The following is a 15,729-nucleotide window of genomic DNA, read 5'->3' as shown; positions in this document are numbered from 1 at the left end:
TCTCCTCTATCGTCCGCCGTAAGTGGCTTCCTGTTGTTCCTGCTCGGTGTAGCCTTTGGGCGTCACGGTCGGGCCCAGGCGCGCTTTCAGCGATTGCGGTTTGCCTTCGAACAGGGCTGCGTAATAAGTGGCGTTGACCATCACGTTTTTCACGTAGCCGCGCGTTTCGAAGAATGGAATCGATTCGATGAAGATGGTGCTGTCCATCGGCTTGCTCAACTGGGTGCGCCAGGAGCGCAAGCGGCCCGGTCCGGCGTTGTAGGCGGCGGTGGCCAGCACCTGCGAGCCGTCCATGCTGCCCAGCACCATGTTCATGTAGTTCGCGCCCAGCAGGATATTGGTCTTCACGTCGGTCAGCATGCCGTGCACGAAGTCGGACAGGCCGATCTTGCGCGCCACCCAGCGCCCGGTGGACGGCATCACCTGCATCAGGCCGGAGGCACCGGCCGACGATTGAGCGTCCATGATAAAGCGCGATTCCTGGCGGATCAGGCCATACACCCAGGCCCGGTCCAGGCCCAGGGTGCTGGTGGTGGGCTGCATGATGTCGTCGTGCGGCACCGGGTAGCGGTGCGTGTAGTCGGCCTGCACGCGCGTCTTCTCGGAGGTGTACACCATGCGGTCCAGCACATGCTTCTCGCGCGCGAATTCGGCGGCGGCGATCAGTTCGCGCTCGTTCAGGCGGCGCGTTTCCCAGTTCCACTCGCGCGTGCCTTCAAAACGCAGGCGCATGTCGAAGAATTTGAGGGCGCGCTGCAGGCCGGGGTTGGCGGCGATGGCGGCCATTTCGGCCGGCGTCGGCGCGACGCCCGGCGGCGGGATGGTCACCAGCTGGCCCACTTCCTCGCCGGCCAGGATGCCGTAGTAGCTGGACTGGTCGGCAATGCTGCGGTAGGCGGCCAGCACTTCCGGCGTATTGTGGCCTGCTTCGGCGGCAGTGGCGCGCGCGCTCCAATACACCCAGGCCGGGTCGCGCCGCAAATGCTGCGGCATGCCCGCGATGGTGGCCTTGACGGTTTTCCAGTCGCGCTCACGCAGGGCGATGCGGGTCTTCCACTGCATCTGATCGTTGGTCAGCGGGGCGCCGGCCGACTTGGCCCAGTACTGCGCCGTCTCCGGCGCCACCGAGTAGCCCGCCACCAGGGCCAGGTTGGCCCAGCCGATGGCGCGTTCCTGCGGCGTGAGTTTCGGTTCCGCTTTTTCCAGCGCCATTTTGGCGATCTTCATGCTGGAGCGGGCGCCGCGCCCGACCGCCACCAGGAAGGTTTCGTGGTCGGCGCGCGTCACGCCGGGGCCCTTGGCCAGCGCCAGCGTCGGCAAATCCACCGCCTGGCCCATTTTCACGTCCGAGCCGTTGAGCAGGATGATGGTGCGCTTGGCGGGGCCAGTGGCATTGGTCTCGCCGGCCAGGCGCACCTGGTGCCACAAGTCTTCCTGCGTGAACTGGCCGGTCTGCGCCAGCGATGCGATCAGCGCGCCGCAGCCTTCGCCGTAACTGGGCGGATAGATCAGCAGCACGCGCGCTTCGGCGGCCACGTTCTGGCCTTTGGTCAGGCGCGACAGCAGGTTGTAGCATTTGACCTGGGTGTCGTCCTGCAGCACGAATTGCGGGAACACTTCATCGAAGGTGGCCCATTCGCGCTTGCGGCCCAGCTCCAGCAGCCAGTCGTTACGCATGCGGTCGGCGATCGCGCTGCCGTCATAGGTTTTCAGGAAGGCGCGCACCTCGGCGTTCGACACGTCCCTGAAGCGGGCCTTCAGGCGGTAGTAATCGACGTAGGAAGGAATCGGGTAGTCGGCAAGGCGCGCAGCGTAGAACTCCGCCTTGGCAGCGTCGTCGCGCCGCACGGCGTCGCGCAGCAGCAGGAACGCATCATCTTCCTTGCGGCTGTTGCTTGCGTTATCCTGCGACCAGGCCAGTGGCGAGGCGGCGCATGCTGCGACCATCAGTGCGCCGGCTATCCATTTCGAGGTGGAAATCAATGTACGACTCTCAAGGTAATTCACGATATGACCAGCCCAAGTAGCATACCACGCAACCCCGACGGCCAGCCAGCCTCAGGCAAGGCAGAACTGCGCCAGCATCTGCATTCCATACGCCGCGCATTGGCGCCGGAAACCCGCGCGCAGTGGGACCGGGAAATTGGTGCGAAGGTGGTGCAGTGGTGGCGTGAAACCGGTGTTGGCGCGGTGGGCGTGTACTGGCCGCTGCGCGATGAACCTGACTTGCACGCGTGTTATGCTGAGCTGGCTGGCCTTGGGGTGAAGCTGCTGCTGCCGGTGGTGCTGGAGAAGCATGCGCCGCTGGCGTTCGCGGAATGGGACATCGGCGAGCCGATGGTGAAGGATAAGATGGGGGTGGCGGTGCCGGCGCACTTGCGGCTGGCGGCGGAATATCCGCCGGCGCTGCTGGTGCCGTGCCTGGGGTATAACTTGCAGGGGTATCGGCTGGGCTATGGCGGGGGGTTTTATGACCGCACCCTGGCGCGCGCGCCGCGGCCGGCCACGGTTGGGGTGGCGTATCGTTGCCTGGCTGCCGATTTCGGCAGCGATGGGCACGATGTGGCGCTGGACCGGATTATTACTGAGGACTAGAACCGGTAAACCAGTGTCTGACCCACGGGGTCAGACACTTGAGTGTCAGGCACTTGTGCCTGACACTGGTTTTCCGGTTTTAGACCAGCCGCTGCCACAAGGCCGTCGTCGCGACAGCCTGGTTCATCGAGTAGAAATGCAAGCCCGGTGCGCCGCCGGCCAGCAGCCGTTCGCACAAGTCGCTGACCACATCCAGCCCGAAGGCCTTGATCGAGGCCGAATCATCGCCGAACGACGCCAGCTTCAAGCGCACCCAACGCGGAATCTCCGCCCCGCACATATCCGAGAAGCGCATCAGCTGCGTGTAATTGGTGATCGGCATAATGCCCGCCACGATCGGCACATCCACACCCGCCTTTTGCGCCGCATCGACAAAGTGGAAGTAGGCGTCGGCGTTATAGAAATACTGGGTAATCGCCGCGTCCGCGCCCGCCTTCACCTTGCGCACGAAGGCGTTCATATCGTCCTGCGACGAACGCGCCTGCGGATGCACCTCGGGATAGGCCGCCACTTCGATATGGAACCAGTCGCCCGTTTCCGCGCGCACGAACTCCACCAGCTCATTGGCATAGCGGAATTCGCCCGACATGCCGTAACCGGACGGCAGGTCGCCGCGCAGCGCCACCAGGCGCTTGATGCCGTGCGACTTGTACTGCTGCAGGATGGCGCGGATCGATTCGCGCGTGCCGCCCACGCAGGACAGATGGGGCGCGGCTTCTTCGCCGGCCGCCATGATCTCCAGCACGGTGTCGAGCGTGCCCTGCTGGGTCGAACCGCCGGCGCCGAAGGTCACGGAGAAGTACTTGGGATGCAGCTCGGACAGTTTGGCGCGCGTGACGCGCAGCTTCTCCGCCCCTTCCGCCGTCTTGGGCGGGAAGAACTCGATACTGAAATTATGGTTAGCCATCTTTGTCTTTCAACAGGAGGGTAGACAAGGCCCAGGAGATCACGCTGTACAGCAAGGCGCCGAGGATGGCGTAGCCGAAGCTGTCCACATGGAAGCCGTCCACCACTTTCGCCACCAGCCAGAACATGAAGCCGTTGATGACGAAGATGAACAGGCCGAGCGACAGCATGGTGACGGGCAATGTCAGCAACAGCAGCACGGGGCGCACCAGGGTGTTGACCAGGCCTAGCACCAGGGCGGCCACCAAGGCGGCGCCGATGCTGGTGACGTCGATCGAGTGCATCAGGTAAGGCACCGCCAGCAGGGCGGCGGCATTGATGAGCCAGGTGAGGACTAAACGCATGGGTGTTTGCTCGATTTGATAACCCGGCAAATCCGGGTCAGACCCAAGGGTCTGACCCATCCATTACCGGTGCCGCAAACAGGGTCTGACCCTTGGGTCTGACCCCGGTTTACAGGGTTTTAGTAGCGGTAGTGATCAGGCTTGTAAGGGCCTTCGACTTTCACGTTGATGTACGCCGCCTGCTCTTCGGTCAACGTGGTCAGTTGCGCGTTCAGCTTCTTCAGCTGCAGGCGCGCCACTTTCTCGTCCAGGTGTTTCGGCAGGGTGTACACGCCGACCGGATAGGCCTTGGTGTTGGCGAACAGCTCGATCTGCGCAATGGTCTGGTTGGCGAACGAGGACGACATCACGTACGAAGGGTGGCCGGTGCCGCAGCCCAGGTTCACCAGGCGGCCTTCGGCCAGCAGGATGATGCGCTTACCGGATGGGAAGATCACGTGGTCCACCTGCGGCTTGATGTTCTCCCACTGGTACTTCTTCAGCGCCGCAACGTCGATCTCGTTGTCGAAGTGGCCGATGTTGCAGACAATCGCCTGGTCCTTCATCTTCAGCATGTGCGCTTCGGTCAGGATGTGGTAGTTGCCGGTGCAGGTCACGAAGATATCGCCGTGTTCAGCGGCGTAATCCATGGTCACCACGCGGTAGCCTTCCATCGCCGCCTGCAGGGCGCAGATCGGGTCGATCTCGGTCACCCAGACTTGCGCCGACAGGGCGCGCATGGCTTGCGCCGAGCCCTTGCCCACGTCGCCGTAGCCGGCGATGACGGCGATCTTACCGGCCACCATCACGTCGGTAGCGCGCTTGATGCCGTCCACCAGGGACTCGCGGCAGCCATACAGGTTGTCGAACTTGGACTTGGTGACGGAGTCGTTCACGTTGATCGCCGGGAAGGCCAGCTTGCCGTCCTTGTGCATCTGGTACAGGCGGTGCACGCCGGTGGTGGTTTCCTCGGTCACGCCCAGGATGTGCGGCAGGCGCTTGGAGTACCAGGTCGCGTCCTTGGCCAGGTGGGCCTTGATGGAGTTGAACAGGCAGATCTCTTCTTCCGAGCCCGGGTTGGCCAGCACGGAGATATCCTTCTCGGCGCGCGCGCCCAGGTGCAGCAGCAGGGTAGCATCGCCGCCGTCGTCCAGGATCATGTTGGAGTACACGCCTTCACCCGGCCATTCGAAGATGCGGTGCGTGTAGTCCCAGTATTCGTCCAGGGTTTCGCCTTTGACGGCGAAGACCGGGGTGCCGACGGCTGCGATGGCGGCGGCGGCGTGGTCCTGGGTCGAGTAGATATTGCAGGAGGCCCAGCGCACTTGCGCGCCCAGGGCTTCCAGGGTGCGGATCAGGACGGCGGTCTGGATGGTCATGTGCAGCGAACCGGTGATGCGGGCGCCTTTCAGCGGCTGCGCAGCGGCGAATTCCTCACGGATTGCCATCAGACCCGGCATTTCCGTTTCGGCGATCTTGATCTCTTTTTCGCCCCATGCGGCCAGGCCGATGTCAGCGATGATGTAGTCTTTGGAGTCTTTGAGTACGGCGTTCATCACGCCCTCCTTTCAGTGTGTTGAAAAAAGAAACGTGAGCGCGGTGTTGATGTTCCGAGCCTGGCCAGGCTAGCTGGTCGCAGCGCTCCTCGGAGAGGGGGAAATTGTAGCACTACTGGCCGAGTCCGTGTCCACCTTGGGGTCTGACCCCATGGTGGACACGGGCCCGGCTGTGGGATTACAGGCCGGCGGCGGCGCGCAGGATGGCGGCTTTGTCGGTGCGTTCCCAGGTGAACTCCGGCTCTTCGCGGCCGAAGTGGCCGTAGGCGGCGGTCTTGGCGTAGATCGGGCGCAGCAGGTCCAGCATCTGCACGATGCCTTTCGGGCGCAGGTCGAAGTGCTCCGCCACCAGCGCGGCGATCTTGTCGTCCGAAATCACGCCGGTGCCTTCGGTGTACACGGTGATGTTGATCGGGCGTGCCACGCCGATGGCGTACGACACCTGCACCTGGCATTGGCGCGCCAGGCCGGCGGCCACCACGTTCTTGGCCACGTAGCGCGCCGCGTAGGCGGCGGAACGGTCAACTTTCGACGGATCCTTGCCGGAGAACGCGCCGCCGCCGTGCGGGGCCGCGCCGCCGTAGGTGTCGACGATGATCTTACGGCCGGTCAGGCCGCAGTCGCCCTGCGGGCCGCCGATAACGAAACGGCCGGTCGGGTTGACCAGGAATTTGGTGTCCTTGATCCACGCGGTCGGCAGCACCGGCTTGATGATCTCTTCGATCACCGCTTCTTCGATCTGCGAGTGGCTCATTTCCGGCGCGTGCTGGGTCGACAGCACCACGGTGTCCACCGCCACCGGGCGGCCGTCGACGTAGCGCAGGGTGACCTGCGATTTGGCATCCGGGCGCAGCCAAGGCAGGCGGCCGTCCTTGCGCAGCTGCGACTGGCGCTCGACCAGGCGGTGCGAGTAGTAAATCGGCGCTGGCATCAGTTCCGGGGTTTCATCGCAGGCGTAGCCGAACATCAGGCCCTGGTCGCCGGCACCCTGGTCCAGGTCCAGGCCGGCACCTTCGTCAACGCCCTGGGCGATGTCGGGCGATTGCTTGTCGTAAGCAACCAGCACGGCGCAACCCTTGTAATCGATACCGTATTCGGTATTGTCGTAACCGATACGCTTGATGGTATCGCGGGCGACTTGAATATAATCCACGTTGGCGAACGTGGTGATCTCACCTGCCAGCACGACCAGGCCGGTATTGCACAGGGTTTCCGCTGCGACACGGGCGCGCGGGTCCTGGGCCAGGATGGCGTCGAGGATGGAATCGGAAATCTGGTCGGCAACCTTGTCTGGGTGGCCTTCGGACACGGATTCAGAGGTGAAAAGGAAATCGTTGGACATCGCAAGCTCCTACTTGGTTTCAAAAAAAATTGTTGTCGCAAAACCAATGCAGCTTGCGACGCTTTAGCGACTCTTATATCCCGCTTCGCAAGTTGTCTGTTAACTCAGCGGCTGCTTCTAACGTGGTATTTTACGCTTCTTAAAAAATTTTTGTGCAGGGCAACGTATAAATTGCTCTTATAAACTTATAAATGCTGTTAAGAATATTCCGCTTTTTCTCCGTTTTCCCCTTGCCAATTTTGCACGCCCTGGGTGTCGGGCTGGGTTGGCTGGTCTACCTGCTGTCGCCATCCTACCGGCGCCGCATGCGCGACAATATGACCCAGGCCGGCTTCGGCCCCCACCTCGGCGCGGCCGTGGGTGAGGCGGGCAAAGCGATTGCCGAGCTGCCCTTCATCTGGTGCGCCGACCCGCAGCGCGTGACCCAGCGCGCCACGGTGGAAAACTGGGAGCTGGTGCAACAATACCTCGACCAGGGAAAAGGCATCGTCTTCCTGACCCCGCACCTGGGCTGCTTTGAAATCACCGCCCAGGAAATCGCTCACCGCACCGAGCTGATGGTCATGTACCGCCCGCCGCGCAAGGAAGCGATGAAGCCCCTGATCGAAGGCGCCCGCGCGCGCAAGAACCTGCTGCTGGCGCCGGCCACCATGAGCGGCGTGCGCATGCTGGCCAAGTTCCTGAAGAAAGGCCAGCCGATCGGCCTGCTGCCCGACCAGGTGCCGCAGGAAGGTGAAGGGGTGTGGGCCGACTTCTTCGGCCGCAGCGCCTACACCATGACCCTGCCCGCCAAGATGGCCCAGCTGGGGGACGCGGTCGTCCTGATCGTGTACGCCGAACGCTTGCCGGGCGGCAAAGGCTACGTGGTGCGCTTCGTGCCGTTCGAGGGCTCGCTGGACGGCGACACCGCCGCCCAGGCGCGTGCCATCAACCGTGAAATGGAAAAGCTGATCGCCCGTTGCCCGGCCCAGTATTACTGGAGCTATAACCGCTACAAGGTGCCGGCCGGCGTGGCCGCGCCCGGCGCGCAGGAGGCCGCATGAGGTTCCTGCTTGGCTTTATGTGGCTGCTGCACTGGCTGCCGCTGCCGGTGCTGGGCCGTATCGGCAAGGCGGTCGGCAGCCTGCTCTTCATGGTGATGGGCGCGCGCCGCGAAATCGCCCTCACCAACCTGCGCCTGACCATGCCGGAACTCAGCGAACAGCAGCGCCGCGCCCTGGCGCGCCAGCATTTCCAGGCCTATTCGCGCAGCGTGCTGGAGCGCTCGATCCTGTGGTGGGCGCCGGAGGCGCGCCTGCGCAAGCTGATCCGGGTGGAGACCAGCGCCGGCATGCCGCCGGGCCAGATCCCGGTGGCCGCCATGACCGACCAGCCGACCATCCTGCTGTGCCCGCACTTTGTCTGCCTTGACGTGGGGGGCGCCGCGATCGCGATGGAAGCGTCGGCCTCGTCGATGTATGTGGCGCAGAAAAACAAGGTGTTCGATGAAGTGCTGCGCATGGGCCGTGCGCGCTTCAAGCCGGTCCGCCTGTTCACGCGCCAGGACGGCATCAAGCCGATCCTGCGTGCGCTGAAGGAAAAGCTGCCCTATTTCATGCTGCCGGACATGGATTTTGGCGACAAGGATGCCGAGTTCGTGCCCTTCTTCGGCGTGCCCGCCGCCACCCTGACCGCCACCGCCCGCATTGCCGCGGCCACCGGCGGCCAGGTGATGCCGGTGATCGCCACCTTCCTGCCCGATTACGCCGGCTACCGTGTGAAGTTTTACCCGGTGTGGGAGAATTACCCGGGAACCGATATGGTCGCGGCAACGCGCCGTATGAATGCATTTATTGAAGAACGCATCAAAGAAGCGCCTGCCGAATACTTCTGGACCCACAAGCGCTTCAAGACGCGTCCGGAAGGCGAACCTTCCTTCTATACCAACAAACGATGAAACTGAAATTCACCAAGATGCACGGCGCCGGCAATGACTTCGTGGTCATCGACGCCATCAACCAGCAGGTCGACTTCACGCCCGCCCAATGGCAGGCGCTGGCCGACCGCCGCTTTGGCGTGGGCGCCGACCAGATGCTGGTGGTGGAGAAGTCCAGTGTGCCGGGCTGCGATTTCCGCTACCGCATCTTCAACAACGATGGCGGCGAAGTGGAGCAGTGCGGCAACGGCTCGCGCGCCTTCGTCAAATTCGTGGTGGAAAAGGGCCTGACCGCCGCGCGCCAGATCACGGTGGAAACCCTGGCCGGCATCATCTCGCCGCGCCTGGAGGATGACGGCAGCGTCACTGTCGATATGGGGGCGCCGGTGCTGGAGCCGGCCCTGGTGCCGTTCGATGCGGAAGGCCTGCAGGGCCAGCCGGAAGGGCGCGAAACCTTGTGGCCGCTGGTGCTGGAACTGGGCGGCCAGCGCGAGACGGTGCAGGTGTCGGTGGTGTCGATGGGCAACCCGCACGCGGTGCAGGTGGTGGCCGATGTGGATACCGCGCCGGTTGAGCTGATGGGGCCGCTGATCGAGCACCATGTGCGTTTTCCGCGCCGCGTCAATGCCGGCTTCATGCAGCTGGTGAACCGCCAGCACGTCAAACTGCGCGTGTTCGAGCGCGGCGCCGGGGAAACCCTGGCCTGCGGCACCGGCGCCTGCGCGGCGGCGGTGGCCGGCATCCGTCGCGGCCTGCTGGATTCGCCAGTGCGGGTCGATGCGCGCGGCGGGCAGCTGTCGATTGCGTGGGCGGGCGAGGGGCAGCCGGTGTACCTGACCGGCCCCGCCGTCACCGTGTTCGAAGGCGAGATCACCGTTTAAACCCGGTAAACCAGGGTCTGACCCGAAGGGTCAGACCCTTTCCATGCCACAGGCCCCGAGACCGTCAGGGGTCTGACCCTATGGGTCTGACCCCGGTTTACCGGGTTTCAGGCAGCCGCCATCAACCCCGCCCCCAGCCAGCTCTTCAGCCGATACAAGCGCTGCCGGTAATTCCCCTCCACATCCGCCCCCACCTGCTCGAACACGCGCACGATGCGGTCCAGCTTCTGCCGCTCAGCCGCCGTGCGCACCAGCACAAGCCGGCGCTTGCTGCGCCCATAGCTGGCGCGGATATCCACCACCAGGCAATGGCCCTGGTCGGCCGCCTTCACATCCAATAGCAAGGCCTCGGCCCGGGTCAGGCGGAACATGGCCGCCAGCTCGATCCGCGCCGCCAGCAAAGGCTGGCTGCCGAGCAGCTCGCGCGTCAGCATGGGCAGCAACGGATCGGCCCAACTGGCAGGCGGCAAGGACGGCGCAATGCGCTCCAGCGCCTGTTGCGCTTCCGCGCTGCCTTGCGCCGCGGCTTTCTGCAGCCAGTACAGCGCGCGCACATCATTGTCCTGCGCGCCACGGCGGGCGCGCCAGGCATGGATGCCGCATTCCAGCTGGGCGGCACTATGCCCCATATCCGCCGCGCGCTCCAGGCAGGCATGCGCCTCGCTCGCGCTGCGCTGGGAAAACTCGGGACGGATGTAAATGCGCGACATGGCGAACCAGGCGTCGGCCAGGCCCTGCTCGCCGGCCTGCGCCAGCCAGCGCAGGGCGCGCTTGAAATTGACGGTGCCATTCCCCGGTTCCACGCGGTCGCCTTCGCTATTCATGCGCGCCAGGTGCAGGCCCAGCGCCAGCTGGGCAGCGCGATCGCCAGCTTGCGCCGCCACTGTGCGCTGGCGCAGCAGTTCGCCAGCGTCCGGCACGCCATCCGGGCCAGGCGCGGCAACGTGCGGCGCAGCGGTTTCGCGCGCCTGCCCGCCAGCCGAATTGCCCGGCAGGGCTGCCGCGCTGTGTGCCCCGGCCGGCCACGCCGCGCCCGGCACCGCCCCGGCCTTGGCCACAGGCGGCACGGCCGGCATCGGCGCCGGCTCGGCGGCACGCAGCTGCGCCAAGGTCTGCGCGGCATCCGGCACGCCCGCCTGCGCGGCGCGGACGAGCCACGGCAAGGCCTGGGCGCGCGCGGCGTGCGCGACCTCAAAGGGAATGTAGGCGCCGATCAGGTGCCAGGCCTCGGCCTCGCCCTGGTCCGCGGCGCGGCTTAGCCAATGCAAAGCAGTCGGCACGTTCTGTGGCAGGCTGGCCCCGCCAAACAGGTAGAGTTTGCCCAGCGCCAACTGGGCGGCGGCGTCTCCTGACCGCGCTCCCCTGATAATCACCAGCTCTTCTCGATTTGCCATCGATCTATCCGGTTTCCAAGGAAAAAGCTGCTTGCCCAGTGTAGCGGTGCGCCAAATTGCAGGCGCACAACTCCCAGACTTTTTGATATAGCGCAAATGTGACAGCCCTTCCTTGCGGCTTCCTTACACTCTATGAGCAGGGTAGCAAGCGTTTCAAAAATACAACAACGCGCCCCGCTTTGGACGGTTTTGACCCTTTTTAGTGCGGATAAATGACCAAGTCCCCGGAACTGGGCGCTTTATGCACTTATCGTATAACCATGCATATCCCCGGTCTCATTGATAAAAAGGACGAACACATGAAGAAATCGTTATTGGCCATGGCCTTGATGGGTGCTTTCAGCGGTGCTGCCTTTGCGCAATCCAACGTGGTTATTTACGGCACCCTGGATGCCGGGATTCACAAGACCAGCAATTCCGCCAACACCGCCATCCAGGAAGGTGGACGCGACAACAGCAAACTCGGTTTCCGTGGCCAGGAAGACCTGGGCAATGGACTGAAAGCCCTGTTCCACCTGGAAATCCGCTACGAGGTGGATACCGGCAATATCGAACGCAGCACGCGTCCCCTGTTCCAGGGTCAAAGCCGGGTCGGCCTGCAAGGCGGCTTCGGGACCGTGCGCCTGGGCCGTGCCTTGACCTCGCTGCAGGAAACCACCACCCAGTTCGAGCCATGGTCCGGCATGCCGAACGTGGCCGGCTTCCAGACCGACCTGATGGTGGCCGGCTACCGCGCCGCCGTCTCGGGCAGCGGTTCCGACCCGCTGGGCGCCGCCGGCAACTCGGGCAACCGTTTTGCCAATGCGCTCTGGTACAACTCGCCGGTCTTCAACGGCTTCCAGCTCAACCTCAACCTGGGCAGCAAGGAAAACAACGGCCTGGCCACCGCCATCGTCGGCCGCGGCACGACCGTGGCGCCGCAGTATCCGGCCGGCTCGCGCGCCCAGGCCTACCCTTACTCGGTCAGCGCCACTTATTCCGCGCCGGGCACCATGCCGCAGTACGCGGTGTACGCCGGCTCCGAGCGCAACTCGACCGAGGTGAAATGGCATTCGGTCGGCGCATACTACCGCCCGATCCCGGCCCTGAAACTGATGGGCAGCTATGGCCGCCAGGATATGAGCCATATCCGCGCCATCAACGACACCATGAAGTCGTGGGTGCTGGGCGCCAACTACAACGTGGGCGTGGGCCTGGTGCGCTTCGGTTATGGTCAGCGCGATACCGATGGTGAGGTGAAGACCAAGGAAATCTCGGTCGGCTACGAGCACAATATTTCGCCGCGCACCTACCTCTACCTGGATCTGTCGCAGAAGAAGGTGCCGACTAGCACGGCGCCGGCCAGCAGCAATATGAACCAGAACCATTACGCGCTGGGGATTCATCACAACTTCTAAACCGCGAAACCGGGGCCAGACCCTTGGGCTCTGACCCCGGTTGCTCGGTTTCCCGGTTAAAATGTCCGCGCCTGCAACATTCGATGTGACATCAACAATGACCGACACCCTGGATTCCGCAATCGTCGCGCAGTACCTGGCCGACAATCCCCACTTCTTCGAAGAACACGCCAACCTGCTGGGTGACGTCAAACTGTCCAGTCCCCTGACCGGCCGCGCGGTATCGCTGCAAGAACGCCAGATGGAAGTCATGCGCGACAAGTACAAGGCGCTGGAGCTGCGCCTGTCCGACCTGACCCGCCACGCCCAGGAAAACGCCACCATCGCCAACCGCTTCCACAGCTGGAACCAGGCGCTGCTGCAAGTGCGCCGCGATGCCGAAGTGCCGCGCGCCGTGGCGCAAGGCCTGGTCGACAGCTTCCACGTGCCGGCCGCCACCCTGCGCCTGTTCAATGTGGCGCCGGAATTCGCCGACGAATGGTTCGCCAGCGGCGTGTCGGAAGATGCGCGCCTGTTCGCCAACAGCCTGCAAGCGCCTTACTGCGGCAGCAACAACGATTTCGAAGCCGTGCGCTGGCTCGACGACGCCGAGCACATCAAGTCGACCGTGATCCTGCCGCTGCGCAAGCCGGGCAGCAAAGGCGCCGCCTTCGGCCTGCTGATCATGGGTTCGCCGGACCCGGAACGTTTCACCTCGCTGATGGCGACCGACTTCCTGGTGCATATCGGCGAAACCGCCAGCGTCGCGCTGGCGCCGGTGCTGGCCTAAGCCGCCATGGGCAGCACGGGCGACGGCAAACTGCAGCAGGCCGACGCCTACCTGGCCCACCTGGCCAGCCAGCGCAAGCTGTCCGCGCACACGGTCGCCGCCTATGGCCGCGACCTGCGCGAGCTGGCCACCCTGTCCGACGGCAAAGCCTGGGACGCCCTGACCCATTTCGATATCCGCCGCTACGCGGCCCAGCTGCATAGCCGCGGCCTGGACGCGCGCAGCATCGCGCGCAAGCTGTCCGGCTGGCGCGGCTTTTTCGCCTGGCTCGGCCAGCATAGCGCCCTGCCGCTCAACCCGGTGGAAGGCGTGCGCGCCCCCAAGCGCGCCAAGACCCTGCCCAAGGCCCTGTCGGTGGACGACGCGGTGCAGCTGGTGGCTCCGGCCACGCCCAGCGCCGGCGCCAACGCGCCGGCCCAGCTGTGCAACCGCGCCATGTTCGAACTGCTGTATTCAAGCGGCCTGCGGGTCTCCGAGCTGGCCGGCCTGGACCGCGAATTCCGCAAGGCCGGCGCCGGCCAGCCCGCCTCGCTCGGCTGGCTGGAGCTGGACAACGCCGAAGTGGTGGTCACCGGCAAAGGCGGCAAGATGCGCCGGGTGCCGGTCGGCAGCGCCGCCCTGGACGCCCTGCAGGCCTGGCTGGCGGTGCGCCCGGCCCCGGCCGACGGCAGCAGCGCCCTCTTCGTCAACGAACGCGGCAAGCGGGTCACGCCGCGCGTGGTGCAGCTGCGGCTGAAGGCGCACGGCATCCAGGCCGGCGCGCCGGTGCCGGTGCACCCGCACATGCTGCGCCACTCCTTCGCCTCGCACGTGCTGCAATCCTCGGGCGACTTGCGCGCCGTGCAGGAGATGCTGGGCCACGCCAGCATCACCTCGACCCAGGTGTACACCGCCCTGGATTTCCAGCACCTGGCCCTGGTCTATGACAAGGCCCATCCACGGGCTAAAATTAAATAGGCGCAAGCTTGATCTGGCTCACGAACCGCATTTGCCACAATAAAAAAATTTCCGGCATAATCGACCGATTCCAAATGCAGCGAGTACGAATATGGCAATGATTCCCACCACTATCCTGACCGGCTTTCTGGGCGCCGGCAAAACCACGCTGCTGAACCGCATCCTGCGCGAAGAGCACGGCATGAAAATCGCCGTCATCGAAAACGAATTCGGCCAGGAGAATATCGACAACGAAATCCTGGTGCAGGAATCGCGCGAGCAAATCGTGGAAATGAATAACGGCTGCATTTGCTGCACCGTGCGCGGCGATTTGATTATCGGCTTATCCGAGCTGGCCAAACGGCGCGCCGCCGGCGAAATCCAGTTCGACCGCGTGGTGATTGAAACCACCGGCCTGGCCAATCCGGGCCCGGTGGCGCAGACCTTCTTCGTCGACGAGGAAGTGGGCGCTAACTACATGCTCGACGCCGTGGTCACGGTGGTGGATGCGCGCCACGCCATGCAGCAGCTCGACCAGCACGAGGAAGCCCAGCGCCAGGTTGGCTTCGCCGACAAGATCCTGCTGTCCAAGACCGACCTGGTGGACGCCGCCGCTGTCGACGCCCTGAGCGCGCGCCTGAAGCGCATCAACCCGCGCGCGCCGATCAGCCGCTCCGATTTCGGCAAGGCGCCGCTGAGCGAGGTGCTGGACCTGCGCGGCTTCAACCTGAATGAAAAGCTGGAGATCGACCCCGACTTCCTGGCCGAGGAAGAACATGTGCACGACGAGCACTGCGGCCATGACCATGGACACGGCCATGACCATGCGCATGGCGAGCACTGCAGCCACGACCACCACCACTCCCATCACAGCGACGATATCGCGGCCTTCGTGTTCAAGAGCGAGCGCCCGTTCGACCCGGCCAAACTCGATGAATTCCTGGGCGGTCTCGTTGATGTGTACGGTCCTCGCATGTTGCGTTACAAAGGCGTATTGTTGATGCAGGGCGCCGAACGCAAGGTCGTGTTCCAGGGCGTGCACCAGCTGATGGGCAGCGACCTGGGCGCCAAATGGGGCGAAAACGAGACACGCGCCAGCAAAATGGTGTTTATTGGTAAAAATCTGCCAAAAGACATCTTTATTACTGGCCTTGAACAGTGTTTGGTATAAACTAGGGCGCTTTTTGAAGCACCACAGCGCTGCAAATCTGAAAACCCTGTCGTATCGAAGGTAAGCGAAGTCATGACAAAAGCAAATAAATCGACCCCTGCCGCAGAAGTCCTGCTCACCGAAGAAGAAATTCTGAAAATGAGCGAGAAGGACTATATGAACCCGGCCCAGATGGCGTTTTTCAAGAACAAGCTGCAAAACCTTGAAAAAGAATTGCTGAAGAACGCTGGCGAAACCACCGAACACCTGCGCGAAACCGTGCTGGTGCCAGACCCTGCCGACCGCGCCACCATCGAGGAAGAACACGCACTGGAACTGCGTACCCGCGACCGCGAGCGCAAGCTGCTGAAGAAAGTGCAGCAGTCGATCCAGGCGATTGACAATAACGACTATGGTTATTGCGAAGAAACCGGCGAGCCGATCGGCATCCCACGCCTGATCGCCCGGCCAACCGCGACCCTGTCGCTGGAAGCCCAGCAACGCCGCGAACTGAAACAGAAGCTGTACGGCGACTGATTCAGGCGCAAGCGGAAAAAAGCACGCC

At 63.8% G+C, this 15,729-nt stretch carries 15 protein-coding genes and 1 riboswitch; of the genes, 9 read left to right on the top strand and 6 right to left on the bottom strand.

Annotated features, from left to right (window positions below; translation table 11 throughout):
- Nucleotides 1-6: 6 nt before the first annotated feature.
- Nucleotides 7-1,947, bottom strand: a complete 1,941-nt coding sequence (locus GTP41_RS18930) for a lytic transglycosylase domain-containing protein (RefSeq protein WP_229502964.1) — start codon at nucleotides 1,945-1,947, stop codon at nucleotides 7-9.
- A 63-nt stretch (nucleotides 1,948-2,010) separates the two neighbouring features.
- On the opposite strand from GTP41_RS18930, the gene GTP41_RS18925 reads away from it, so the two are divergent.
- The gene (locus tag GTP41_RS18925) at nucleotides 2,011-2,595 is read left to right on the top strand and encodes a 5-formyltetrahydrofolate cyclo-ligase (protein WP_161027140.1); all 585 of its coding nucleotides are present in this window, start codon (nucleotides 2,011-2,013) and stop codon (nucleotides 2,593-2,595) included.
- Nucleotides 2,596-2,674: 79 nt separating this feature from the next.
- On the opposite strand, the gene metF is transcribed toward GTP41_RS18925, so the two are convergent.
- The 4 genes from metF to metK form a co-directional block, all read right to left on the bottom strand.
- Nucleotides 2,675-3,502 (bottom strand): methylenetetrahydrofolate reductase [NAD(P)H], encoded by an 828-nt coding sequence (gene metF, locus GTP41_RS18920; RefSeq protein ID WP_161027139.1) that lies wholly within the window; start codon nucleotides 3,500-3,502, stop codon nucleotides 2,675-2,677.
- Entirely contained in the window at nucleotides 3,495-3,845 is a 351-nt protein-coding gene (locus GTP41_RS18915) for a phage holin family protein (protein ID WP_161027138.1), read from the bottom strand. The genes metF and GTP41_RS18915 overlap by 8 nt, the downstream gene beginning before the upstream one ends.
- A 119-nt stretch (nucleotides 3,846-3,964) precedes the next feature.
- On the bottom strand, nucleotides 3,965-5,380 hold the full coding sequence (gene ahcY, locus GTP41_RS18910) for an adenosylhomocysteinase (protein ID WP_161027137.1): 1,416 nt from the start codon (nucleotides 5,378-5,380) through the stop codon (nucleotides 3,965-3,967).
- Between the two features lie 29 nt (nucleotides 5,381-5,409).
- Nucleotides 5,410-5,477, bottom strand: a riboswitch (S-adenosyl-L-homocysteine riboswitch).
- A gap of 81 nt (nucleotides 5,478-5,558) precedes the next feature.
- Nucleotides 5,559-6,722: a methionine adenosyltransferase gene (gene metK / locus GTP41_RS18905; RefSeq protein ID WP_161027136.1), complete on the bottom strand. Its 1,164-nt coding sequence runs from the start codon at nucleotides 6,720-6,722 to the stop codon at nucleotides 5,559-5,561.
- Nucleotides 6,723-6,913: 191 nt separating this feature from the next.
- Here metK and GTP41_RS18900 point away from each other — a divergent pair, with 191 nt between their 5' ends.
- Genes GTP41_RS18900 through dapF form a run of 3 tightly spaced genes read left to right on the top strand, consistent with a single transcriptional unit; the run spans nucleotide 6,914 to nucleotide 9,518 of the window.
- The gene (locus GTP41_RS18900) at nucleotides 6,914-7,765 is read left to right on the top strand and encodes a lysophospholipid acyltransferase family protein (protein ID WP_161027135.1); all 852 of its coding nucleotides are present in this window, start codon (nucleotides 6,914-6,916) and stop codon (nucleotides 7,763-7,765) included.
- Nucleotides 7,762-8,658, top strand: a complete 897-nt coding sequence (locus GTP41_RS18895) for an LpxL/LpxP family acyltransferase (protein ID WP_161027134.1) — start codon at nucleotides 7,762-7,764, stop codon at nucleotides 8,656-8,658. Before GTP41_RS18900 ends, GTP41_RS18895 begins: the two co-directional genes overlap by 4 nt.
- Nucleotides 8,655-9,518: a diaminopimelate epimerase gene (gene dapF / locus GTP41_RS18890; protein ID WP_161027133.1), complete on the top strand. Its 864-nt coding sequence runs from the start codon at nucleotides 8,655-8,657 to the stop codon at nucleotides 9,516-9,518. The genes GTP41_RS18895 and dapF overlap by 4 nt, the downstream gene beginning before the upstream one ends.
- Nucleotides 9,519-9,625: 107 nt before the next feature.
- Here the strand turns inward: dapF and GTP41_RS18885 are convergent, their stop codons facing one another.
- On the bottom strand, nucleotides 9,626-10,912 hold the full coding sequence (locus tag GTP41_RS18885) for an SEL1-like repeat protein (protein ID WP_161027132.1): 1,287 nt from the start codon (nucleotides 10,910-10,912) through the stop codon (nucleotides 9,626-9,628).
- 299 nt (nucleotides 10,913-11,211) lie between these two features.
- Here GTP41_RS18885 and GTP41_RS18880 point away from each other — a divergent pair, with 299 nt between their 5' ends.
- The 5 genes from GTP41_RS18880 (at nucleotide 11,212) to dksA (ending at nucleotide 15,701) form a co-directional block, all read left to right on the top strand.
- Nucleotides 11,212-12,309, top strand: a complete 1,098-nt coding sequence (locus GTP41_RS18880) for a porin (RefSeq protein WP_161027131.1) — start codon at nucleotides 11,212-11,214, stop codon at nucleotides 12,307-12,309.
- A gap of 97 nt (nucleotides 12,310-12,406) precedes the next feature.
- The gene (locus GTP41_RS18875; RefSeq protein ID WP_161027130.1) at nucleotides 12,407-13,078 is read left to right on the top strand and encodes a DUF484 family protein; all 672 of its coding nucleotides are present in this window, start codon (nucleotides 12,407-12,409) and stop codon (nucleotides 13,076-13,078) included.
- 6 nt (nucleotides 13,079-13,084) lie between these two features.
- The gene (locus tag GTP41_RS18870; RefSeq protein WP_161027129.1) at nucleotides 13,085-14,035 is read left to right on the top strand and encodes a tyrosine recombinase XerC; all 951 of its coding nucleotides are present in this window, start codon (nucleotides 13,085-13,087) and stop codon (nucleotides 14,033-14,035) included.
- Between the two features lie 91 nt (nucleotides 14,036-14,126).
- Nucleotides 14,127-15,185, top strand: a complete 1,059-nt coding sequence (locus GTP41_RS18865; protein ID WP_161027128.1) for a CobW family GTP-binding protein — start codon at nucleotides 14,127-14,129, stop codon at nucleotides 15,183-15,185.
- Between the two features lie 72 nt (nucleotides 15,186-15,257).
- Nucleotides 15,258-15,701 carry an RNA polymerase-binding protein DksA gene (dksA, locus tag GTP41_RS18860; protein ID WP_161027127.1) on the top strand — a complete coding sequence of 148 codons (444 nt, stop codon included), beginning with the start codon at nucleotides 15,258-15,260 and terminating at the stop codon, nucleotides 15,699-15,701.
- The last annotated feature ends 28 nt before the right edge of the window (nucleotides 15,702-15,729 follow it).

This window comes from Pseudoduganella guangdongensis (genome assembly GCF_009857475.1).
GTDB lineage: Bacteria > Pseudomonadota > Gammaproteobacteria > Burkholderiales > Burkholderiaceae_D > Rugamonas > Rugamonas guangdongensis.
Note: the sequence above shows the minus strand (reverse complement) of the source record. Positions and strands in the feature narration are given on the sequence as shown.

Bases quoted from the DNA above. Each gene is read 5' to 3' on its own strand.
- GTP41_RS18925 (WP_161027140.1), top strand. From the start codon at position 2,011: ATGACCAGCCCAAGTAGCATACCACGCAACCCCGACGGCCAGCCAGCC.
- GTP41_RS18930 (WP_229502964.1), bottom strand. From the start codon at position 1,947: ATGGTCGCAGCATGCGCCGCCTCGCCACTGGCCTGGTCGCAGGATAAC.
- dksA (WP_161027127.1), top strand. From the start codon at position 15,258: ATGACAAAAGCAAATAAATCGACCCCTGCCGCAGAAGTCCTGCTCACC.
- GTP41_RS18900 (WP_161027135.1), top strand. From the start codon at position 6,914: ATGCTGTTAAGAATATTCCGCTTTTTCTCCGTTTTCCCCTTGCCAATT.
- GTP41_RS18885 (WP_161027132.1), bottom strand. From the start codon at position 10,912: ATGGCAAATCGAGAAGAGCTGGTGATTATCAGGGGAGCGCGGTCAGGA.
- GTP41_RS18875 (WP_161027130.1), top strand. From the start codon at position 12,407: ATGACCGACACCCTGGATTCCGCAATCGTCGCGCAGTACCTGGCCGAC.
- GTP41_RS18865 (WP_161027128.1), top strand. From the start codon at position 14,127: ATGGCAATGATTCCCACCACTATCCTGACCGGCTTTCTGGGCGCCGGC.
- GTP41_RS18880 (WP_161027131.1), top strand. From the start codon at position 11,212: ATGAAGAAATCGTTATTGGCCATGGCCTTGATGGGTGCTTTCAGCGGT.
- GTP41_RS18870 (WP_161027129.1), top strand. From the start codon at position 13,085: ATGGGCAGCACGGGCGACGGCAAACTGCAGCAGGCCGACGCCTACCTG.
- dapF (WP_161027133.1), top strand. From the start codon at position 8,655: ATGAAACTGAAATTCACCAAGATGCACGGCGCCGGCAATGACTTCGTG.
- GTP41_RS18915 (WP_161027138.1), bottom strand. From the start codon at position 3,845: ATGCGTTTAGTCCTCACCTGGCTCATCAATGCCGCCGCCCTGCTGGCG.
- GTP41_RS18895 (WP_161027134.1), top strand. From the start codon at position 7,762: ATGAGGTTCCTGCTTGGCTTTATGTGGCTGCTGCACTGGCTGCCGCTG.
- metF (WP_161027139.1), bottom strand. From the start codon at position 3,502: ATGGCTAACCATAATTTCAGTATCGAGTTCTTCCCGCCCAAGACGGCG.
- ahcY (WP_161027137.1), bottom strand. From the start codon at position 5,380: ATGAACGCCGTACTCAAAGACTCCAAAGACTACATCATCGCTGACATC.
- metK (WP_161027136.1), bottom strand. From the start codon at position 6,722: ATGTCCAACGATTTCCTTTTCACCTCTGAATCCGTGTCCGAAGGCCAC.